The organism is Geoanaerobacter pelophilus (genome assembly GCF_018476885.1).
GTDB lineage: Bacteria > Desulfobacterota > Desulfuromonadia > Geobacterales > DSM-12255 > Geoanaerobacter > Geoanaerobacter pelophilus.
The window spans coordinates 137,228-158,416 of record NZ_JAHCVJ010000002.1 but is presented as its reverse complement, the minus strand read 5'-3'; the positions used below and the strand labels follow the sequence as shown (position 1 = coordinate 158,416).

The 21,189-nt window shown below is 55.1% G+C and carries 24 protein-coding genes; 6 read left to right on the top strand and 18 right to left on the bottom strand.

The features are described 5' to 3' along the window. The first annotated feature begins 60 nt into the window (after nucleotides 1-60). Nucleotides 61-1,668 carry a methyl-accepting chemotaxis protein gene (locus KI809_RS06110; protein ID WP_246559260.1) on the top strand — a complete coding sequence of 536 codons (1,608 nt, stop codon included), beginning with the start codon at nucleotides 61-63 and terminating at the stop codon, nucleotides 1,666-1,668. A gap of 23 nt (nucleotides 1,669-1,691) precedes the next feature. On the opposite strand, the gene KI809_RS06105 is transcribed toward KI809_RS06110, so the two are convergent. The 4 genes from KI809_RS06105 to pdhA all read right to left on the bottom strand — a co-directional run bounded on the left by KI809_RS06105 (nucleotide 1,692) and on the right by pdhA (nucleotide 5,520). Then, nucleotides 1,692-2,963: a dihydrolipoamide acetyltransferase family protein gene (locus KI809_RS06105; protein WP_214170657.1), complete on the bottom strand. Its 1,272-nt coding sequence runs from the start codon at nucleotides 2,961-2,963 to the stop codon at nucleotides 1,692-1,694. Next, nucleotides 2,953-3,936 (bottom strand): alpha-ketoacid dehydrogenase subunit beta, encoded by a 984-nt coding sequence (locus KI809_RS06100; RefSeq protein ID WP_214170656.1) that lies wholly within the window; start codon nucleotides 3,934-3,936, stop codon nucleotides 2,953-2,955. Before KI809_RS06100 ends, KI809_RS06105 begins: the two co-directional genes overlap by 11 nt. Nucleotides 3,937-3,960: 24 nt before the next feature. Next, a complete protein-coding gene (locus tag KI809_RS06095) occupies nucleotides 3,961-4,476 on the bottom strand; it encodes an SAM domain-containing protein (protein WP_214170655.1) in 516 nt (171 codons plus the stop codon). A gap of 66 nt (nucleotides 4,477-4,542) precedes the next feature. Beyond that, nucleotides 4,543-5,520 (bottom strand): pyruvate dehydrogenase (acetyl-transferring) E1 component subunit alpha, encoded by a 978-nt coding sequence (pdhA, locus tag KI809_RS06090; RefSeq protein ID WP_214170654.1) that lies wholly within the window; start codon nucleotides 5,518-5,520, stop codon nucleotides 4,543-4,545. A gap of 499 nt (nucleotides 5,521-6,019) precedes the next feature. On the opposite strand from pdhA, the gene KI809_RS06085 reads away from it, so the two are divergent. From KI809_RS06085 to KI809_RS06075, 3 genes are all read left to right on the top strand, one after another. Next, nucleotides 6,020-6,853, top strand: coding sequence for an SGNH/GDSL hydrolase family protein (locus KI809_RS06085; RefSeq protein WP_214170653.1), 834 nt, complete (start codon nucleotides 6,020-6,022; stop codon nucleotides 6,851-6,853). A 380-nt stretch (nucleotides 6,854-7,233) separates the two neighbouring features. Next, nucleotides 7,234-9,417: an ATP-binding protein gene (locus tag KI809_RS06080; RefSeq protein WP_214170652.1), complete on the top strand. Its 2,184-nt coding sequence runs from the start codon at nucleotides 7,234-7,236 to the stop codon at nucleotides 9,415-9,417. A gap of 213 nt (nucleotides 9,418-9,630) precedes the next feature. Beyond that, nucleotides 9,631-10,728 (top strand): hypothetical protein, encoded by a 1,098-nt coding sequence (locus KI809_RS06075; RefSeq protein ID WP_214170651.1) that lies wholly within the window; start codon nucleotides 9,631-9,633, stop codon nucleotides 10,726-10,728. A gap of 76 nt (nucleotides 10,729-10,804) precedes the next feature. Here the strand turns inward: KI809_RS06075 and fsa are convergent, their stop codons facing one another. The 8 genes from fsa to KI809_RS06035 all read right to left on the bottom strand — a co-directional run bounded on the left by fsa (nucleotide 10,805) and on the right by KI809_RS06035 (nucleotide 15,273). Then, nucleotides 10,805-11,449, bottom strand: coding sequence for a fructose-6-phosphate aldolase (gene fsa / locus KI809_RS06070; protein ID WP_214170650.1), 645 nt, complete (start codon nucleotides 11,447-11,449; stop codon nucleotides 10,805-10,807). A 150-nt stretch (nucleotides 11,450-11,599) separates the two neighbouring features. Continuing rightward, nucleotides 11,600-11,842 carry an eL24 family ribosomal protein gene (locus KI809_RS06065; RefSeq protein WP_214170649.1) on the bottom strand — a complete coding sequence of 81 codons (243 nt, stop codon included), beginning with the start codon at nucleotides 11,840-11,842 and terminating at the stop codon, nucleotides 11,600-11,602. A gap of 9 nt (nucleotides 11,843-11,851) precedes the next feature. After that, nucleotides 11,852-12,337, bottom strand: coding sequence for a 2-amino-4-hydroxy-6-hydroxymethyldihydropteridine diphosphokinase (gene folK, locus KI809_RS06060; protein WP_214170648.1), 486 nt, complete (start codon nucleotides 12,335-12,337; stop codon nucleotides 11,852-11,854). A gap of 31 nt (nucleotides 12,338-12,368) precedes the next feature. Next, nucleotides 12,369-12,716, bottom strand: coding sequence for a cupin domain-containing protein (locus KI809_RS06055; protein ID WP_214170647.1), 348 nt, complete (start codon nucleotides 12,714-12,716; stop codon nucleotides 12,369-12,371). A gap of 3 nt (nucleotides 12,717-12,719) precedes the next feature. Further along, on the bottom strand, nucleotides 12,720-13,493 hold the full coding sequence (locus KI809_RS06050) for a hypothetical protein (protein WP_214170646.1): 774 nt from the start codon (nucleotides 13,491-13,493) through the stop codon (nucleotides 12,720-12,722). A gap of 1 nt (nucleotide 13,494) precedes the next feature. Continuing rightward, nucleotides 13,495-13,878, bottom strand: coding sequence for a hypothetical protein (locus KI809_RS06045; RefSeq protein WP_214170645.1), 384 nt, complete (start codon nucleotides 13,876-13,878; stop codon nucleotides 13,495-13,497). A gap of 66 nt (nucleotides 13,879-13,944) precedes the next feature. Further along, a complete protein-coding gene (locus KI809_RS06040; RefSeq protein WP_246559259.1) occupies nucleotides 13,945-14,787 on the bottom strand; it encodes an epoxyqueuosine reductase in 843 nt (280 codons plus the stop codon). A 39-nt stretch (nucleotides 14,788-14,826) separates the two neighbouring features. After that, nucleotides 14,827-15,273 (bottom strand): hypothetical protein, encoded by a 447-nt coding sequence (locus KI809_RS06035; RefSeq protein WP_214170644.1) that lies wholly within the window; start codon nucleotides 15,271-15,273, stop codon nucleotides 14,827-14,829. Between the two features lie 198 nt (nucleotides 15,274-15,471). On the opposite strand from KI809_RS06035, the gene KI809_RS06030 reads away from it, so the two are divergent. Beyond that, a complete protein-coding gene (locus KI809_RS06030; protein WP_214170643.1) occupies nucleotides 15,472-15,633 on the top strand; it encodes a hypothetical protein in 162 nt (53 codons plus the stop codon). A gap of 88 nt (nucleotides 15,634-15,721) precedes the next feature. Here KI809_RS06030 and KI809_RS06025 read toward each other — a convergent pair whose 3' ends face one another. From KI809_RS06025 to KI809_RS06010, 4 genes are all read right to left on the bottom strand, one after another. Then, entirely contained in the window at nucleotides 15,722-16,162 is a 441-nt protein-coding gene (locus tag KI809_RS06025; RefSeq protein WP_214170642.1) for a DUF4149 domain-containing protein, read from the bottom strand. Continuing rightward, a complete protein-coding gene (locus KI809_RS06020; RefSeq protein WP_337833282.1) occupies nucleotides 16,162-16,590 on the bottom strand; it encodes a YbaN family protein in 429 nt (142 codons plus the stop codon). Before KI809_RS06020 ends, KI809_RS06025 begins: the two co-directional genes overlap by 1 nt. A gap of 69 nt (nucleotides 16,591-16,659) precedes the next feature. Then, nucleotides 16,660-17,418, bottom strand: coding sequence for an ABC transporter permease (locus KI809_RS06015; protein ID WP_214170641.1), 759 nt, complete (start codon nucleotides 17,416-17,418; stop codon nucleotides 16,660-16,662). Continuing rightward, complete coding sequence (locus KI809_RS06010) at nucleotides 17,415-18,341, bottom strand: ABC transporter ATP-binding protein (protein WP_214170640.1); 927 nt, start codon at nucleotides 18,339-18,341, stop codon at nucleotides 17,415-17,417. The genes KI809_RS06015 and KI809_RS06010 overlap by 4 nt, the downstream gene beginning before the upstream one ends. A 102-nt stretch (nucleotides 18,342-18,443) precedes the next feature. Here KI809_RS06010 and KI809_RS06005 point away from each other — a divergent pair, with 102 nt between their 5' ends. Continuing rightward, nucleotides 18,444-19,415, top strand: a complete 972-nt coding sequence (locus KI809_RS06005) for a zinc metalloprotease HtpX (RefSeq protein ID WP_214170639.1) — start codon at nucleotides 18,444-18,446, stop codon at nucleotides 19,413-19,415. Nucleotides 19,416-19,436: 21 nt separating this feature from the next. Here the strand turns inward: KI809_RS06005 and KI809_RS06000 are convergent, their stop codons facing one another. Further along, nucleotides 19,437-20,351: an NAD(P)H-binding protein gene (locus tag KI809_RS06000; RefSeq protein ID WP_214170638.1), complete on the bottom strand. Its 915-nt coding sequence runs from the start codon at nucleotides 20,349-20,351 to the stop codon at nucleotides 19,437-19,439. Beyond that, on the bottom strand, nucleotides 20,344-21,177 hold the full coding sequence (locus KI809_RS05995) for an alpha/beta fold hydrolase (protein ID WP_214170637.1): 834 nt from the start codon (nucleotides 21,175-21,177) through the stop codon (nucleotides 20,344-20,346). Before KI809_RS05995 ends, KI809_RS06000 begins: the two co-directional genes overlap by 8 nt. Nucleotides 21,178-21,189 lie beyond the last annotated feature (12 nt).

Here is a 21,189-nt window from a genome sequence, read left to right as displayed (position 1 = left end):
AATGGCGCTATGTTAAAGGCAAACCTGGTTTTGACACAGTAAATCGCTAAGGAGGAAAGTATGAAAGTAAAAACCTTACTGCTGTTGGGAATTGTCGGTAATGTCGCGATACTGGCAGCGATCCTCCTTGTGTTTCTGTTTACGAGCAACAGCAATTCGCGCAACATCAACGAGATGGTCTACGGTGATATGCCGGTGCTGCTCGGCTTGAACGAGGCGCTTGCCCAAGGTGCCCGTTGCAGCATAGCCACACGCAACGTGGTCATCAATCCTGCAGACACCAAGACGCGAGAGAACTTCAAGGAAGCGGCAAAGCTTATGGATGCGGCTTTCGACGAAGCGATTAAGGCCAGTAGCGACGACCCGTCCATGAAGGCGGAAATCGAGAAGCTCAAGAAGCAGGGCGAGGAATATCGTACTATCGCCTGGGAGATCCAGGAGGTCTCTGCAGCCGGAAACCGCGATCAGTCAGTTGCCATGATGAAGGAAAAGGAGGTTCCTCTCTGGCGGGAGCTGCGCAGCAAGGTCATGGATATCGTCAAGAAGAACAAAGCCAGTTTCAAAAGCGCCTCGGTCAATATTACCGGCACCATGAGGACCGGGACCATCCTGATGATAACCCTGTGTGTGCTAGGCATTGTCATTGTGCTGGTCAACTCTGTGCTGATCGCCCGCAATATCTTCAAGCAGTTGGGGGGTGAGCCGGCTGAAGTGTCGCATGTTGCTCGTGCCATTGCCGACGGAAATCTGGCCATATCTTTGAAAAAAGGTCAGAGCGGCATCTATGGCGCCATGGAGATCATGCTCGGCAATCTGCGGCAGGTCCTGGAGCTTGTCAATCGTACATCCCAAGAGGTTGCTGCGGCAGCTGTCGAGTTGAATGCCAATGCCCAGCAAACAGCCACCGCCTCCCATGAAGTGGTGGAGCAGACCAATACCGTGGCAGTTGCCGGTGAGGAAATGGCGGCGACCAGCTCGGATATCGCCCATAATTGCCACAATGCCGCGGAAAGTTCGTCACACGCCAGCAGTACCGCGCAGAACGGTGCTGAGATCATTCGTAATACCATTGCCAATATGGAGAGCATTGCGGTAAAGGTGCGCAATTCCGCTGAGGTGGTTGAGCAGCTGGGGGTCCGGTCCGAACAGATCGGCGAGATCGTTGGCACCATTGAAGACATTGCGGATCAGACCAATCTTCTGGCGCTAAACGCCGCCATAGAAGCAGCCCGTGCCGGCGAGCAGGGGCGCGGCTTTGCCGTGGTGGCCGACGAAGTGCGGGCCCTGGCCGAGCGCACTACCAAGGCAACCCGCGAAATCAGCGAGATGATCAAGTCGATCCAGAATGAAACCAAGGCTGCTGTGGGGGTCATGAACGAAGGTGTGCGTGATGTTGCGCAGGGAACGTCGGAAGCGGGCCAGTCAGGGGAAGCGATAACGGAAATCCTGGGGCAGATCGATCAGGTAACAATGCAGATCAGCCAGATTGCAACCGCGGCAGAAGAGCAGACCGCAACGACTCAGGAGATATCCAAAAATATGCAGCAAATCTCCGATGTCGTTGCCATGAGCGCCAGGAGCTCCCAGGAGATATCGCAATCAGCATCGCAACTGACACGGCTGTCGGTTGACTTGCAATCGCTGTTGGAAAAGTTCCGCCTGACGTGAGTCGGGCCAGGGGCTTCATGCCCTTAGAGCAGCAGCCTGACCGGGTTTTCCAGGATATGCTTCAGCTCTTTGAGAAACCTGGCGGCATAGGCACCGTCCAGCAGCCGGTGATCAGCTGAAAGGTTCAGGTTCATGATCCTGCTGCTAGCCGGCTGGCCGTTTTTCACGATCACTGTTTCGCGCAGCGCGCCGACTGCAAGAATCGCCCCCTGTGACGGATGGATGACTGCGGAGAAAGTAGTGACACCGTACATCCCCAGGTTGGAGATGGAAAAGGTTCCTCCCGACAGTTCGTTCTCACTCAATTGACCGCTCCGGGCGCGCTTGATCAACCGCTCGGAGGAGAGGGCGATCTCAGCCAGCGTCATCCGGTCGCATCCCCTGATTACCGGCACCAGCAGCCCTTCCTCAAGGCTTACGGCAATGCCGATGTTGATCTCACCATGCAGGATAATCCGGTCTCCGCCGAAAACGGCATTTACCATGGGAAACGCCTTCAGTGCCAGCGCCGCTCCCTTGATTACCATATCGTTGATCGATACCGGCGTGCCGCTCGCTTTCAGCTCCCGCCGCACCTCTCGTGCTGCCTCCATATCGACTTCCATGGTCACGGAAAAATGGGGGATTTCGCGCCATGCCTTGTCAACGGAGCGGGCAATTGCGGCGCGCATTTTGGAAAGTGGCTGTTCGCTGTCGGCCGGAGGTTCGCCCTTGTGGAAGCTGCTGGTTGCAGGCGGCTCCGCTTGCTCGGGAGGCAGAGACTCGGCAATTGCGGCCTCGGAATGGGCCAAGATCACGCCACTGTAGCGCTCCAGGTCTTCCAACAGGATACGCCCTCCAGGTCCGCTCCCCTGAAGTTGTGACAGGTCGATCCCCATCTCCCGTGCCTTGCGCCGCACTACCGGCCCGGCTAACTCTTCATGGTGGCCGTTTTTGGCCGGCACTGATTCGACAAGCGGAGGGGCGGCCGGCAACTCTTCGCTAGAGATGATTTTTTCCGGGCCGATGCCGATCCGTGATACCGGCGGCTCCGGTTCTGCCTTGGCGACCGCTTCTCCGGCCGAGCCGATCAGGCCGATCACCGTACCTACCGGCACCAGTTCGCCGCTATGCACCCGCTGCTCCAGCAGAATGCCAGAGGCAAACGCCTCCAGGTCCATCACTGCCTTGTCGGTCTCTACTTCGGCAATGACCTCGCCTCGCTGCACCTGGTCGCCGATGCTTTTTTTCCAGGAGCCGAACACCCCTTCGGTCATGGTGTCAGAGAGCTTGGGCATGACAACTTCAATGGCCATGGAGAGCCTCCTTCACTGCTGCGATAATGTTCGCCGCCTGCGGAATGCAGATTTTTTCGATCTCCCGCGAATACGGCATCGGCACGTCCAGTCCGGCTACCCGCTTTACCGGTGCCAGCAGGGTGTCGAAGCAGGCCTCGTGAATCCGGTGGGCAATGTCGCCACCGAGTCCGGCGGTGCGCCAGCATTCCTCTACCACCACTGCCCGGCCAGTCTTTTGCGCCGAGGCGATCAAGGTTGTCGTATCCAGCGGGCTGAGGGTGCGCAGGTCAATGACCTCGCAGCTCACCCCTTCCTTGGCCAGCTCATCTGCAGCCTGCAGCGCCAGGATGGTCATCCGCGCATAGGCAACAATGGTGACGTCCGAGCCCTCACGCACGATGTTGGCCTGGCCGAACGGCACCAGAAACTCCGGATCTGCCGGCACCTCCCCCTTGCTGTTGTAGAGCAGCTCATGCTCCAGGAAGATCACCGGGTTGTTGTCGCGGATGGCGGTTTTTAAAAGCCCCTTGGCATCAGCCGGGAAGGCCGGGTAGGCCACTTTCAGTCCTGGGCAGTGCATGAAATAGCTCTCCAGGCTTTGCGAATGCTGGGCCGCCAGCTGGCTGCCGCCGCCCCCAGGCATCCGCACCACCATGGGGAGAAAGGTCTGGCCGCCGAACATGAAGCTGATCTTGGCCATATGGTTGATGATCTGGTCCATGGCCAGCAGGGCGAAGTTGACCGTCATCAGCTCTGCCACCGGCCGCAGGCCACCCATGGCCGCGCCGACTGCCACGCCGACGATGGTGTTCTCCGAGATCGGCGTATCCTTGACCCGCTCTTCGCCGAATTCAGCCAATAATCCCCGCGTCACCTTGAAGGAGCCTTCGTACAGCGCCACATCCTCGCCCCAGACCACTACCGAAGGGTCGTGGCGCAGCTCTTCCTTCAAGGCCAGATTCAGGGCGTCGCGATAAGTCATTTCAGGCATGATAGGCACCTCTTAAAACTGTCTCTATTCTTCATTTTTCTCCAGAAGTCCGTAACCAAATTCTTTGTATTTCGCCAGCTGTTGCTTTGTCTTCTTCGATGCCTTCAGCGTTCCAGCTTGTATCCGCCGCAACGCGTCTTCGGTGATAGAAAGGAATTCCAGATAATCCTCTTGCACAAATGCCTTTTTTGCAGCAGCTACATACTCTTTCGAGGTTTTGAAGTAATAACTTTTCTGAGGGATGTCGGGTCGCGATTGTTCCTTGCTCAGTTTTGTTGGTTTGTTAGCCGTTGTCACTTCGGGGGCTGTGGATTTGGGAACAGGTTGAGTGGGTGGTGATAGCGGATTTGCCTCATTCATACGAGTAGCCGGGTTGTACACATTAGCTGCTGGATTATTGATCTGTGTTGCCGGGTTATAGATCTTGTCCGCAGGGTTGTTTATCTTCTCAGCAGGGTTTTTTATCTTATACATTTCTGCCGAGGCAGCGGCATGCAGACATAGTATTACAACAATTTGGGCAACTATTTTTCTCGGCATTGCATCCCCTCACTCCAGATCTTTACCGGTGCCAGTTTACTGGCTATTGCGCCACAGTAGCGCTTTTCACACGTAAATATCCTCGTACACCGCCGAATCAGAAGGCCAGGGGGACTGTTCGGCGAACTGTACCGCCTCCTGCACCGTGGCCTGGGCTGTGGTCAGAATAGCGTCTAGCTGTGCCTGGGTAGCGATCCCCTCTTGCAACAGGCTTTTGGCAAAGGCCGGGATCGGGTCGCGGGATTTCCACACCTCGTGCTCGGCCGCCGAGCGGTACTTGGCCGGGTCGGCCATGGAATGGCCGCGGAACCGGTAGGTAGTTGCCTCGATAAAGTAGGGGAGCCCGGTTTCCCGCACCTTCTCTGCCCCGTACTTTACCGCTTTGTACACCGCGATGACATCCATGCCGTCCACTTTCTCCGACTGGATGTCGTAGCCGCAGGTGCGGCGGTGGATCGAGGCCATGGCCGAGGAGCGGTGCACCTCGGTGCCGATGCCGTAGAAGTTGTTTTCGCAGACGAACAGCACCGGCAGTTCCCACAAACGGGCCCAGTTGAGCGATTCGTGAAAGGTTCCCTGGTTGACCGCGCCATCGCCGAAAAAGCAGGCGGCGATCCGGTCTTCCTTGCGGTACTTGGCGCTGAACGCCAGGCCGACGGCTATCGGGAACTGGCCGCCGACAATGGCGTAGCCGCCCATGAAGTTAAGGCTGGGGTCAAAAAGGTGCATCGAGCCACCCTTGCCTTTGCAGATGCCGGTGGCCTTGCCGAGCAGCTCGGCCATCACCCGCCGCGGCTCGGCCCCGCGGACAATGGCCTGGGCATGCTCGCGGTAGGCGGACAGGATGTAGTCGTCCTTGTGCAGCCCGGCCGTGGCTCCCACGGCTACCGCCTCCTGGCCGCTATAAAGGTGGAGGAAGCCGGTGATATGCCCCTTGGTGTACTGCTCGGCGCATGACTCCTCGAATTCCCGAGACAGCACCATCTGTTGGTAAAGCCTTATCAATTCATGGTCGGGCAGAACTGCGCGCAGCCTGGTTTCCATAGCTATCTCCGTAGTCGAATATCCTTTTGCTATGAATAAAGTTTATCACTCATTGCCGGCCATGCTCGGAAAATGTGAGCAGCAAAATCCAGGCAATTTTTGCCAACCTGAACTTGCGATGAGGAGTGGTAGAAAAAATGGAAAAAAATTTTCCATTTTTTAGAACCTCTCAACTAACCGTTATTGCAGGGCATTTTTTAGGGATGACAAATTTTTTTCCATTTTGGTCGAGTCCAAGGACGCCTCATAACATGCTGAAACTGAACTTCTTTTTTGGGTGTTAAAAATTAATGACAAATTTTTTTCCATTTTAGCCTCTCCGTGGCCGCCAATAATTATCCTCCATTTTGGGGGCAATAACCGTGAAGTGGCTGCTGGCAGGGTTTAAGGTCTATTGGCACATTTGTTGGAATACAGTTCGGTCGCCGGGAGTGCGTCCGCACAGCCGCACCTGGCAAGGCTTTAGCTTTGTCGAACTAATATCACCCAGGAGGATTTCATGCGAAGAATCATCGTCATGCTCACGGTTTCCCTGGCTTTTGCCTCCCCTCTTTTTGCCGGACAGTCAAGCGACACACCGATACTAGTGATCGGTGCCTCGTTTGAAAACGGCAAAACCCCGATAAACGATGCCCTGGCCGCGCCGGTCGGTGGCGTGGCCGTTAATCTCGGCAGCTACCTTAGCCTGGGAGACGCCTTGGTCAGAACAGAGCACCTGAACGGCATGGTTATCAACGAAGCCCAGGGAGGCGCTACCACTTTTGACCGGGCGGCATGTCTTAGCGATTCCTGTCTGCCCATCTACTGGCAAGGGTACGAGAAACAGTTGCGAAAGGCCTTGATGCGCGTGGCTGTGCCTGACCCGGCCAACCCGCAGCAGCCGCTTTACTACAACGCCAAGTACCTGGTGGTCGGTACTGCCAACGATTGCCTGCACGCCGATGCCTTCGGCGTCCCGCAAGGTGAGTCAACGCCCTGTGGGACAGCGCAATTAAACGCCTATCTGGATCGTCTGCTGGCGGTCGGTCGGCAGGCCCAGGCTCTAGGGATAACTCCGGTGTATTATGCCTACCCGAAATACGAGGATCTTGATCTGCCCCTGGCCAAGCAGTTGTATGGCATTTCCTGGATTATGGATGAGCAGTCGTTCAACGAAATGCGCGACCTCCACCGGACTCGGCTTGCAGCAGAATTACCGGGAGCCCTGGTTGTTGATGCCTGGAAGCATTTTCAAAATATCGGCGACGGCCTGCACCCCAAGCCCAAATCAACGAGCGATGCCGCCAAGCGGATCGCTGACGCCATCAACAACCATATGAAACACGGGAAATAGCTTTCCGGGGAAGGTGTTTGGCGCCATGTCGGCACAGCGATAGGTGTAGACCGGACCAGTTGTCGTTATTGCAGTCAGGATCAACAAGAAAGAGTAAAAGGGATAACTGGAAAATGAACACAATGGTTTTGCAACAGATATGGCGCTGGTTAGGGACAGTAGCAAGGCGGCTATCCAGAAAACGGTCAAAGCCGCCGCGGAGGTTTTTGCGGAGGCAGTAAGGAAGGAGGCAAGTCATCTTTCTCTAAATGAATTATGAAGGTCTGCACCACAATAAATTTAATGTAATGATTATTCCGGCTGAGGGTGCTTCCTCAGTCGCTGTGGACTCGCCAATAAGTAGTTGGCCGTACTTCAATAACTGATTATAGGGATAGCTAATGAACATCTTAAAGATTAACCTCAAAAACTGCTACGGCATCCAATCCTTGGATCAAGAATTTGACTTTGCTTCAACAAACCCGATAAAACCAAAAGCCAAAGCCTACGCTATCTATGCTCCCAATGGATTGATGAAGACGTCTTTTTCAAAGACTTTTGAAGATCTCGCAAAAGGAAACGCACCTAAAGAAGAGCGCTATAACCGTCCATCAACGTATGTTGTTGAGTCGGATGGTAACGCTATTCAAAAGGAGGAAATCTATGTTGTTAAGTCGGAAATCGACATCAAAGCGGATAGTCCTGCCATCACAAATATTCTTGTAAACCCTGCAAGCAAGGCAAGATACGACGAGCTTCTTATCGACCTCGACAAGCAGAAAAACAAGCTCATCGGTTCTCTTCAGAAGTCATCGAAGGTCGCAAAAAAGGAAATAGAGCGAGAAATTCTTAACGACTGGGCTATAGGAGATTTCCCTACTTGCATTAGAACAATTAAAGCAACCACTGTCGAAGATGACTTGAGTCCATATGAATACAACACCATTTTTGACCCCAAAGCCATCGAAGTTCTTAAAAGCCAGGAATTCATATCAAAGGCGAGCGAATTCAATGAACGCTACCAAGAACTTTTTAGTCAAGCCGGAACGATTTACCAAAAAGGTGTCTTCAATCCCACGAAGGCTGAAACATCATTTACCACACTCGACAAGCAGGGATACTTTGCAGGAGGCCATCGTGTTCATCTGAGAGGTGAGTCAGACTCCATTGACAAAGAAGCCCTAAATCAGAAACTACAAGCAATCCATGCAAGAATTGATGGCGATGAGGAACTTAAAAAACTGCGCGCAAGCCTTGCCAAAAACGCCCAAGCTCAGGCACTAACCGATCTCATAGAAAGCCTTTCAGCGTCCCAGGTTGAATTTATTTTAGAGAAACTTCAACCTCGGAATCAGGCGCAGTTCCGCAAAGACCTTTGGTCCTACTACATCCAGAACAACACAGATGCATCAACTTACCTTGAGTCGTATGCTGCAAACAAAGAAGAACTTGAACGCATTGAAGCAGATGCTGCGCTGGCCGCGCCCAGATGGACTGAAGCTGTTGAGCTTTTCAATGATCGCTTTGTAGATATGCCCTTTACTCTCACAATATCCAATCAAACACAGGCTGTACTAGGCAAAGAAAAAGCCGAGCTGAAATTTACTTTCAGAGATGGCACCGATATGGTCGAATGGAAACGATCTGAACTTAAAACTCTCAGCCAAGGTGAAAAACGCGCCCTCTACCTCCTCAATTTTATTTTTGAAGTTGAATCCAGAAAACTGGCAAACCAAGAGACAATTTTTATTATCGATGATATTGCCGATTCATTTGACTACAAAAACAAGCATGCCATCGTCCAATACTTGGACGACCTTTGCAACACCGGATATTTTTACCAGATCATTCTGACCCACAATTTTGACTTCTTCAGAACTCTCGCAAACAACTTTGTTCACCGAGATAGATGTCTTATGGCCAACCGCAACAGTTCCTCCATCACGCTTGCCAAAGCAGAGGGAATCAAAAATTACTTCATTGGAAAATGGAAAAACAATGTAGCGACTAGTGATTGCATTCTTTGTGCAACTATTCCATTTATTCGGAACTTGATTGAATACACCAAGGGAGAAAGTGACCCTGATTATCTGACGCTTACCAGTCTTCTGCATTGGATGAATAATACAGACACAATTACTGTTGGTGAATACCTGACAATTTACAATAGTCTATTTGGAACAAGTCACGATTCTAGCAACACTCGATCCATGAAGGATTTACTTTTCACAAAAGCGAATGAAATTTGTGCTCACTCTACACATGATGGATTAAATCTGGAAGACAAAGTATTGCTGTCTATCGCGACACGCATGCAAGCAGAGATATTTTTGACTACCGAGCTTCGCAGGCTAAAAAGAGATTCAAGCTACTGGTTTGAGGGAAAGGAACAGTTCGGCAACCTTATAAAAGAGTACTCAGCTCTAACTCCTTCTGCACGCGAACTGCGCACACTGGAAAAAGTTAGTATCACAGTGAGTTCCAACATCCACCTAAACTCGTTTATGTATGAGCCAATTCTTGATCTAACAATTGACCACCTAATTAGCCTTTACAATGAAGTCTGTGGATTATCCCATATTTAAAGACTTCGAAGAAGTCACACCTTGAAGAGGCATAATCTGAAATGGATACCAACCAGCCCCATGGACTCCGACCGCCCGGAAAGCCTGGGCGGGCGGGTCATGGGGGCACCCCGTTAACTCAAATGACAGAGGACAAGGTACTGTGCCGATTATGAGCCGACCAAATGGGCCGTGTTTAAGAGGAGCTGTGGGCATATATACGGAGGAGCAACAATGCGAAGGGGAATGATAAATTTGGTGCTGGGGCTGCTTGCTGCTGCCGTGTTGTGTCTGGCAGGCTGCGGCGGTTCCGGCGGGGGCGGAGCTGTGGCAACCGTTTATGGGACTGCCTCTGAGGGGGCGTTGATTACGGGGCAGATTGTAAAACTCAAGGATGCCGAGGGGAGGTCAGCTCTGGATGCAACCACCGACCCGGTTGACGGCAGTTACTCGATTGACGTCACCGGCCTAACGGCGCCATTCCTGATAACGGTTCACGGCAACAACGGTTACTACCTGTCTCTTGCCCCAACTGCCGGCAAGGCCAATATCAACCCGATAACCACCAGCGTCATTGCCCTTGCCTCCGGTGCAGCAAACCTGCCGACACTGTTCTCCAGCTTTACCCCTGAGCAGCTTGCTGCCATCACCAGCGGCTATAGCGCCAAGTGTGCCTTGCTGACTGCATCGCTGCGAGCGGTGCTGCCGAACGGCATTGGAGTCGATGACTATTTTACCGGCACTATCACGCCGGGCAGCGGTATGGATGGACTGTTTGATAGCTATCGGATCTCGGTAGATCCTGTTTCCGGGATCCTGGTCAAATCCAATGACGCCGCTGCTGGTACACTTCTGTCAATTCCGGTTGCCGCCATTAACGCCAACAACAACGACCCGCTTCCCCGAATAACCACCCGTACAGTGTCGATATCTGCGACCGGCACCAATGTTTGGACGGTCTATGGCTGGGGATTGGACCGGATCGGCGGCATTTCCTTGTCCATCAGATACGAGACTGCCTTGGGGAACCCTGTGGTCACTCCGGGGAGTGTGTTATCCGGGGCACTGACCTCAGCAAATACGACGATTCCTGGGAAAATCGGATTTGTAGCAGCAAAATCAACTCCGTTTAGCTCCTCATCCGGAGATATTGTGACGATTACTTTTGGCAGCGGGACCGGTAAAGTAACCGGGATGACCGTTACGTTAGCCACTGCGGATGATAATCCTACGGTTGTTCCGGCTATTCCAAATATTATCGATCCAGCTTCTCCTGAAGTCTCAACACCGGTCCCTTCGACCGAAGGCTATGCCGCTCAAGCGGGAATCTGAAACGAGTGGCAAGCACAACAAAAAAGCGCCGCTCCTTTTAGGGCGCGGCGCTTGGCGTTTACGGTAAATTCTGACGTTACTTGGGGACCTTTTCCCAGTCTTCGAGGAATTTCTTGATCCCGGCGTCGGTCAGTGGATGCTTGGCGAGCTGCAGCATGACGCTGTAGGGGATGGTGGCGACGTCGGCGCCGATCATGGCTGACTGGAGGACATGGACCGGGTTGCGAATGCTGGCAACGATGATTTCTGCAGTGTAGCCGTAGTTGTCGAAGATGGTCCGGATTTCTTCGATAATCCCCATGCCGTCCTGGGAGATATCGTCGAGACGGCCAACGAACGGCGACACATAGGTAGCGCCTGCCTTGGCTGCCAAGAGCGCCTGCATCGGGGTGAAGATCAGGGTGACGTTGGTCTTGATCTTGAGCTTGGTCAGCTCTTTGGTTGCCTTGAGCCCTTCTGGGGTCATCGGCACCTTGACCACGATGTTCTTGTGGATCTTTACCAGTTCCTTGGCTTCTTTGATCATTCCCGGCGCGTCAAGAGAGATGACTTCGGCCGAGATCGGTCCGTCAACAATGGAGACGATCTCTTTGATCACGTCCTTGAATTTCCGCCCGGACTTGGCAATCAGCGACGGGTTGGTGGTGACGCCGTCAACCAGTCCCAGCTCGTGGGCTGCTTTGATTTCGTTTACGTCTGCTGTGTCGATAAAAAATTTCATTTTCCCTCCGGTTAGAAGCGTGCCTTTTCCGCAATCTCGGCGTTGCCTGCGTCATCGCTTGTGCGACGTAGCAATACTACGTCTCCGTGCTCTTCCTTGGCGCCTTGACCTAGCGAAAAAATCGCGTTTCTTGTGTTTTAGTTATGGTAGCTACTTATGCTCTAATTGATCTCGATATTTCTCCAGGCACTCCATGGAACAGAAATAGATCCGCTCCCCTTCGACGGTGCCGACAATCGCGTCGTCCTTGGCCACGTAGACTCCGCAGACCGGGTCGCGCACCGCTTCCTCGCCCGGCTTGGCAACCGGTTCTTCGGTCTTGCGGTTGGCAATGAACCCTTTGACAATCTTGAAGCCCACATAGATCAGGATCAGCCATATCAGCATGCGCATCGAATTTACCTATATCTTCTTAACAGTTCCGGTATCCGGGGCAGCGCGGAGCAGTTGCCCTACTTTTTTGCAGAGGCCCGGGTGAACGGCATCAGGTGCGATTTCTTGCAGCGGTACCAGGGCAAAGCGTCGCTCATGAAGCCGCGGATGGGGGATGACCAGATCAGGGGTGTCGAGCACCAGGTCATCGAAGAGCAGGATATCAAGATCCATGCGGCGCGGCCCCCATCGTTCTTCGCGGGTGCGGCCAAAGACCTCGCTTTCTATCCACTGGAGCCTGGCAAGCAGTTCTGCCGGTTCCAGAGGCGTTTCCAGGCAGAGCGCCGCATTCAAAAAGTTGTCCTGGGGAGGGCCGACCGGCTCGGTCTCGTAGAAACCTGAAAGCGCAGTTATCCTCGATCCGGGTAGTTTGCCGAGCTCTGCCACTGCCCTGAGCAGATGCAGTTCCCGGTCGCCGATGTTTGATCCGAGGGCGATGTAGACCGTGTGAATCACGTGCGGATTAGAGCATAAAAGAGAGGATTTTTCAACCGTTACTGGAAGAGGATCGCCAATGGACAGCAAGCCAGACGGTTTGGGCCTGCGGATCGGTCCAGGTGACTCGGTGCCTTGTGCGGGAAGGGATCAGCAGGTAGTCGCCCGGCTTCATCCTTGTGGGAGAGGCATTGTCGCCGAGCTGTAGTTCCGCGCCTCCGGAAAGCAGCAGCACCCATTCATCCCAGTCCTGGTCATACCACTCATCAGCGGTGGTTGTCTGCCCCTGGGAGATGATCCGCTCGATCCGGACCTCTCCCTGCTGGCACAAGGTATGGAAAACCTCGCTGGCTGATGCGTCCGGGAGGTGGGCGAAGATGTTTTCCAGACCCTGGCTCATAAGTTACTTACTGGTGGCAGGGGTTTCCGGCTGGACGATGATCTCTTCCAGTAGCGGCTTCTGCTCCGCATCCGGTTCCGGTGCAACAGGGGTCGGCGCCGGTTTCACCGGGGGCGAGGCAACTTCCTTCGGTTTCGGCTGGGTGATTTCGCTTTGCTCCGGCGGCGCCGCTTTTTTGGACTCTGCCTGCAACTGGCCCAGTGCTTTCTTGAGGGTTTCGTTTTCTGCCTGAAGCTTCTCCCGAAGCTCTTGGTCAGTGTTCAGCTGCTTCACTTGAGCGGCAAGGGCATCACGTTCCGCTTTCAGGGCGGCCAGCTCTTTGCCCACCTTGTCGTTTTTGGCAAGATCGTCCTTGAGCCGGGCGATCTCGCCCCGCAGGTCATCGAAAACCTTGACCTTTGCTTTAACTGCGTCCGCCTTTTTATGCAAAACCGCCAGCTCGGCTTCGGTTTTGGCTCGCTCAAGCCGCGAATCGGCCAATTTCAGGGTCAACTCCACCAGTGTCGCCTGGTGACGGATCTCTTGCTCGGCTTCGTCGGCGAGCCCGCCAAACATCTTTTCCCCTTGCTTGAGAGCTACTGACGCCTTGTCGAGATATCTCAGCGCTGTATCCAGATCTGCAGTGGCGGCCTTGTTTGCCCCGGCTTTTTCCCGCATCTGTTCCACCGCAGTTTGGCTTTTTTCGATCAAAAGCCGCGAGCCCTCGCGGTCAGCGGCAAAGGAAAAGGTTGATCCAACAGAAAAGGTTATCAAGGCAGCTGCAATCGCAATTCTCATATCACTTCTCCTCTCCCTGAAGATACCGCTCCAGTTGGGCTTCGAGCTTTTTCAGCTCCACGCGTTGCACCGCCACCTGTTCCAGCAGTTCCCGTTCCGCCCCTTTTGCTTCGGCAATGGTCAGCAGCAGGGTTGCCAGCTCTATCTTCTGTTGGCTAAGCTTGTCATTGCCGACTGCGGTCGCGGCCTGGGCTGCCGCAATGGCAGCCACCGCGTCCTTGAGTGAATCAGCGGCGTATTCCGAGATTTTACCTGACTTGGCCTCGCTAGCCTTTTCCTCAAGTTGCTTCAGCCGGGCCGCTGTACCTCCGGAAACCGCTTCAGCCCATGCGGGGCCGTTGGTTAAAGCCAAAGCCAGCGAGAGTAAGAGAACTGATTTACGCATGCAAAACCTCCACTCATAAAAATGTAGATTGTATGATAACACAACTCGTTAACCTGGCAAACCCGGCTATTTGCAGGGGTTTACCCCTTCGCATGGCACGGCGGTCTGGCACAGGCCGCAGCCGGTCTGGTTGACGCCGTAACTTGGGCCCACCTGCTGCTGGGCAGTGATATAGACATGCTCCCGGCAGAGGTTTTTGTCGTGTCCCTTGCTGGAGAGCGCTTTCACCGGGCAGCGCGGGATGCAGACCCCGCATCTGCCAACGTTGTGATAGAGGCAGTTGTCATAGACCCCTTTGAGCTGGCCTGGTGAAGCCGGTAGCTCGATGGCCGCGACAACGCTGCCGAGGCGGTGGGCAATGCCGCGTTCACTGATAAAGCCGTCATTGAGGCTGAAGGTGCCCAGTCTCGCTGCATAGGCAACGTGTCGCTCCGACCAGGTGGAGGTGAGCCCGCCAAGCGAAGCATTGGCTTTGTTCCAGCCGTCAACCAGCAGCGGAGCCGCAGCCTTGATGCCGCGGGACGTTAACCACTCCACGACCTGACGCCGCAGCTGGGAGTTGAATATTTCGCCGAAATGCCTGGTAAGTGCCCATTCCCGTGACGGGAAGAGTTTTTCCCGGCGGTTGCTCAGCCTTACGGCGCTGTTGATCGGCAGCACCCAGGAGATGACTGAAAGCGGAGTAACCTGGGTTCCGAATCCCGCCTGTGCCATCACCTCATTCGGCAGCCAGTGAAAAGGGCCGACGATCTCTTTGTACTGCAGGAACAGCGGATCGTTTCCTGCTGCCACTCCTATCAACGGCTCGTCAAAATAGCGGCCACCGCCCGGCATTTCGTTGCCCGGCGAGGTGCTGACTGTCTGCTTGATCGCTGCTGCTAGCTCTGCCAGGATGTTACCAGGAGTCATGCGGTCACTCCTTTCAATGGCCGGTCACAGTGCGCGAGACTAGGGTGTTGCCGGAAATTCAAAGTTGTTAACCCAGAAAAACCCATCTTCGCCATTTTCCACGGCGCGATAACTGTAGACATTACGGAGGATATCGCCCGGTTGCGGTTTCAGCGGCAACTCGATGACAAATGCCGCGGTTTCATACTGTCGCAGCTCGGAAGGGTGAACGAGCAGTTTCGTGGTTGCCTTCTCTGTACCGTTTTGCGACAGAAGGGACACGGTGAGCGTGAGGTCGTTGACCGCGAAGTAGCGGTTATTCTTGGCATATCCATCCAGCAGCAGGGAATCCGGACCGGTTTTCTGGTTCCAGCCGAAGGTTATGTCGTAATTGGCGCGAAGCTGCTGATATTCAGCAGGGTTGATGGCTTTATACCCGGCCGACTGGCAGCCGGTAAGCATTGAGACGGACAAAATAAGTGTCGCCAGCATGACTATTGCTCTCATAATCTCCTCCTTTACAGGTTTCCTCCCCGGCGATGAAAGCCTTTTCTGGATCTGAAGCTCGATGTCGGCCAGATACTTACTTCTTTTTCTAATTATAGCACAGGCTGGCAAACAGGTGAGATTATGAGCTCCTCTTCATGGTGCTGGTCGTGCTATAATTAACTCACAGGAGAGCGATGTGCTAAGGGGGTGAAAGTCATGAAAGGTGCGATGTCTCCAAAGGCAATGACCGGGATGAAAAGCACTGCCCCGATGCTGGCCAGGCATGAGCGGATGATCCGCCGGGCAACCAACCACAATCTGCATGTTATTACCCATCACGGCAAGATCATGGTGGGACGGAAGGGGAGAGCATCCTGACGTGCCGCGTTGCTTGCCGGTACTTGAAAGAGCCCGAACTCACTCGGGCTCTTTTTTTGTCATGACAATACCGCCCAACAGCTCCTGCTCACGGCAGCACCACCAGCACAACGCCGCCGGCCAGTACCACCAGGTTGCAGATAGCAGACACTCCGTGGAGTTTCGAGAACTCTTTGCGGAGCGGGTGATCCTTGGTCGTCGTTTCAAATGAGCCGATCTGCTGCTTCAATGCAGCGGCTTTGGGTTCGACATAAAATGCCTGGAACGATGTTACCAGCAGCATGACAACGATCAGCACCAGCGGCGCTTTCTGGCCGAAGCCACGCCCTAGCAGGCGGCACACCAGGGCAATAACGCCGCAGGCCATCCCCCAGCGGAAATATCCGGGGAAAAGGTTGCCGACAATCCGCCCGGCAATGTCCCGACTCTCGGTCTTGAACAGGATCGGCGTCAGCATGAGGGTAAAGATGGCGTTTCCCCCGGCCCAGAGGGCTATGGCGAGTCGATACACGGTTTCAGCAAACTTCATTACTGCCTCCTTGATGGTAAATAGATCAGGTAGCTGGTTATTCCTATGGCAATGGCGATGAGCAGCACCCGCAACCAGGTGGCTTTGATGACCAGAAACGCTGATATCGGGATGGTCACCCAAACCATGGAGATGGCTGTAATCTTTGCCCGGATTGGAATCCCGGATCCGTCAACATAGCCCTTGATCAGGGGGCCGAGCCGGTCATGTTCTAAAAGCCATTGATGGAATTTTTCGGAACTGCGGGCAAAACAGGCTGCTGCCAACAGCAACAGCGGTACTGTGGGGATCAGTGGCAGGAATATCCCGATTATTCCCAAGGCTGTCGAGGCAATTCCTGCACAGACTAAAAACCAACGCACCACCGGGTTCCTGCGGTTTGCGGTTCTGTGTGGTGCTGAAGGATTGCTGGTATCGGTAATGGTCACGTCGGATCGTCCTAAAAATGGTGTCGTTGTCAGCAAGGCAGGCTATGCATGGCGTGTTGGCAATGGCTTTTATTCGGCCATCTTTCGCCGGAAAATCCAGACTGCCGCGATAAAGGCAATCAGGGCAGTGGTATAGAGCAGGGCGAGAAAGCCGAACATGATCTTGCCGTTTACCAGGGCCTGGCGGGCCCCCTCAAAGAGCGCAGTTGTGGGGAGGCCCCTGACGAAGTGCCCCAGCGGCTCAGGGTAGGAGGACAACGGGAAAAACAGCCCTGACATGAAGATCAGCGGCATGATGAACACTGCTTCAACCCGGCCGATGGTCTCGGGTTTGTCCATCAAGGTGCCGGAGATGACCCCGGCGCAGGAGAAGAGCACGGAACCGGGTACCAGAAACAGGAGGTACGTGGCAAGATGGCTCGGCGGGAAACGGAACGGGGTGATCAAGGAGATGACCAGTCCCACAGCGATCCCTTTTACCAGGCCGTGGGTGAACCCGGAGAACAGCTTGGCGCAGACAATGCCTGATACCGTTACCGGCGTCACCCGGTATGATTCGATGGTGAATTGCACTCGCCGGTGAAACCAGAGGCTCCAGACGCTTTCACTGTAGGCGGCATTGACGGCGGTCATGGTGATCAGGCCGGGAGCGATGAACAGGCTGTACGGAATCCCTTCCACCAGGCCGATGTAACCTTTCATGCCGATGCCGAAGGCCAGATAGATGGTCAGCGGGTAGGCGACGACCGCCACCATCTCGGACATGATGCTGCGCCGGAGGACCAGCATGTCCCGGCGCCAGATGGCAAGTGCCCCGGACAGGCTCATTCGCGCACCCCTTTTCCGGTGAGAGAAATGAACACCTCTTCGAGGGTCCGTTCCTTGAGGGAAATCCGCCTGATCTCGTTGCCGGCCAGTGCCGCAACCATGGCAGAGAGGCATTCCCAGTGCTCCAGCTCGATGGTTGCCTTGTTGCCGTTCAGAGTGAGATTGCGAATACAGGAGAGTTCGCCTAGTGTTGCAGCAAAGGCCTCGGCTGCACCTCCGAACTCAACTTCGTAGAGGGCGCCGCCGGTCAGGCGTTCCTTGAGTTCTGCCACGCTCCCCAGGGTGATCAACCTGCCATGGTCCATGATGGCGATTCGTTCGCAGAGCTGATCTGCTTCTTCCAGGTAGTGGGTGGTGAGGAAGATAGTCATGCTGCCTGATATGGATTTGACATAGTCCCAAACCGCATGGCGTGACTGTGGGTCGAGACCGGTGGTCGGTTCATCAAGGAACAGTATCCGGGGCTGGTGGATCAGGGCCCGCGCCACTACCAGCCGTCGTTGCATCCCCCCGGAAAAAGTGTCGGGGAAGTCCTTTTGCCGCCCGCTAAGTCCGAATAACTCCAGCAGTTCGTCAATCCGCTTGCGGCTGTCAGCCCCCGGCATGCCATGCAGCCGGGCATGGAGTTCCAGGTTCTCCCGTGCCGTCAAGTAGCGGTCCAGGCTGTTTTCCTGGGGAACCACACCGATCAGTCGCCGGATTTCCTGACTGTGGGCCGCGGTATCAAGCCCTTCCACAAAGGCGGTGCCAGATGTGGGGCGCATCAGCGTGGTGAGGATCCGGATCAGGGTCGTCTTGCCGGCGCCGTTGGGGCCGAGCAGCCCGAAAATGCTTCCCTGCGATACTTCCAGATCAAAGGCGTCAAGCGCAGTCAAGCTGCCATACTGCTTGGTAAGTGCTTGGGTCGATATGGCTGAGGTCATGGTTCTTTCTTGCCGCTTCTGTTTTTGTCACCTTGACGGTGCGTCAGGTTGCGGTAATCATACACGTATAAAGGTTATCAGACAATGGTTACCGGAGGCTTGATGGACCAGGCGGTTTATGCCCGGCGCAGAATGGTGAATCTCCTGCAGTCAGCAATTATAATGGCTGGGCTTGCCGTTGTATTGCTGCTGATGGCATGGCTTTTTGCCGGGCTGCCAGGTGTGGTCATGGTCTGCGTTGTTGCCTTGCCGGCACTGGCTTTCGGTGGCAGGCATGCCCCGGCCTTGGTGCTGAAGATGTACCGGGCTGTTCCGGTGGAGCGCATCCAGGCGCCTGCTCTCGGCGATCTCCTGGAAAAACTGACTATCAACGCCGGGATGTCTGAGCCACCTCTCCTTTACTACATTCCGAGCAGAGCGGCTTTGGCGTTTTCCGTCGGCCTGGGACGTAGCGGCGCCATTGCGCTAAGCGACGGCATGTTGCGCCTCCTTACCTGGCGCGAACTGGTTGGCGTGGTTGCCCATGAAGTCTGTCATATTGCGAGTCACGATACCAGGGTCATGGGGATCGCCGACCTGGCAAGCCGCATTGCCGCGGCTATTTCACTTGCCGGGCAGCTGCTCATTTTCATCAATCTCCCTGCGTACCTGTTCAGCGACCACGCGCTGCCCTGGTTCCCGCTGTTTATAATGGCTGCAGTCCCATATGTCATGACTATGTTGCAGTTGGCCCTGTCCCGTTCGCGCGAGTATGAGGCTGATCTTGCCGCTGTTGGCTTGACCGGTGATGCCGAGGGGCTTGCTGCGGCCCTGGACCGGATCGAGCAGAATGAGATGCCGTTGGTGCGGCGCTTGTTTGTCCCTGGTGGGGGGATCGAGGTGCCTTCGGTGCTGCGGACCCATCCGGCAACTGCAGAGAGGATCAAGCGTCTCCTGGAGTTGTCAGGGAGATCTTCAGGACCTAAAGGGGCCGATACGGTGATTGCCCACGATCAGTACGGCAGGCCGGTGATTGTCGATGTGGAACCGCCGCGAAAATCTCCCCGGCGGCGGATCGGAGGGTTCTGGTATTAACCGGACCGATGATTGACTGGGCTAGCGGCCAGCGGCCTGCTGCTCTTCGGCAAGTGCTGTCTTTACCGCCTCATCATAGGAGAGCAGCGGCAGTGGTATGATGTCACGGATGCTGTGGTTGCGGCAGATCACCTCGTTGGCAAGCCCTTCGATGAGCGGCATGGAGACCGATGGCTTTACCGGGGTTATCAGGGCGACCCAGTACGAGGAGAGCCGGGGGGTCAACAATGGCACCGGTAGGATGAAGAGCTTCCTGTCGGCAAAGCTGGCAAACCGTTCCATCATTTCGCGATAGGTGAGAATATCCGGTCCGCCGATGTCAAAGGTTTTGCCAGTGGTCTCCTCATTGTCGAGGCACCCGGCCAGATATGAGATCACATCCCTTATGGCGATCGGCTGACAACGGGTTGAGACCCAGCGGGGGGTGATCATCACCGGCAATCGCTCCACCAGAGAACGAATCATTTCGAAAGAGGCGCTGCCAGCGCCGATGATGACTGCCGCCCGCAAAAAGGTCGTGGCAAAGGCGCCTTGTCGGAGAATTTCGGCCACCTCCAGCCTGCTGGCCAGGTGTTCGGAAAGGCCGTTGATTGTTTCGCCAAGGCCGCCGAGATAGATGACGCGGCGGATCCCGGCCTTTTCTGCTGCCTTGCGGAAGTTGTCCGCAGCTTCGCGATCGCGGCGTTCAAACCCTGCCCTGCCACCGGACATGGAGTGGACCAGATAGTAGGCGGTGTCTACCCCATCAAGCGCCTTCCCTAGGGAAAGCGGCTGCAGCAGGTCCCCGGCTACGGTTTCGCTGCCGGCAAACGCTGGGGGCGCGGAACCTCTGACCAGCAGCCGCAGCTTTTTGCCGCGCTCCAGCAGTTCTTTTACCAACCTGGTGCCGACAAAGCCGGTGGCGCCGGTGACCAGGATAAGTCGGTTATCAGTCATTGCTTCCCTCCAGAAATTCGAGAATGGCGGCAGCACAGGCTGCAGTTTCTTCCTCGTGAGGATTGTGCCCGCAAGCCAGGATTACCAGACCAGACCCCTGGATCTCTTGGTGCAAGCGTTGTCCGTTGCCAAGACGCACGACCCGGTCGTGTTGCCCCCAGATAATCAAGGTGGGGACGTCAACCAGCCCATGGTAAGGAGTAGCTGTTAATCGGTCTACCTGCCGTGCCGTGGCAAGCAAGGCGGCAATCGTGCCGGTGCCGCGGAAGCAGTCCATGTAGCGCGTGATTCGTGCCGGTGTTACCTGGGCTGGCTGCTGGTAGACATGCGTTAGATTATAGCGCACCATTAGCCGTAACGGTATCATGGTAAGGAGAAACCAGCCGAGTACCGGTTGGCGCAGCCAGCGGAAAAATCGCGGGAATGGTTGCTGGTAGGCGGCGGCATCGATCAGTACCAGCCGTGAAATGAGTGCTGAACGCCCGGTAGCTTTGGCCTTGTGCCAGGCAAGCAGGGCGATGCCCCCGCCGAGTGAGTGGCCGATCAGGGTTATGTTGCGCAACCCGAATCCTTCAATGACATCCAGAACCATTAAGGCCTGATCCTCCGGGCTGTAGGCATTGTCCCGCGGTTTGTCGGACCTGCCGCTCCCTTTGAGATCCAGCAGATAAAGCCGGTATCGGTCATGCGGGAAGTGCGGCGCGATCTCGTCCCAGGTAACCGAGGATGCGGCAAAGCCATGGATGAAGAGCAGCGACTGTGGGCCGTTGCCGCGGATGTCGCAGGAAAGCTTGGCGCCGATGGTAAGGCAGGACGGGCAGTTCATGTCATTTCTTTC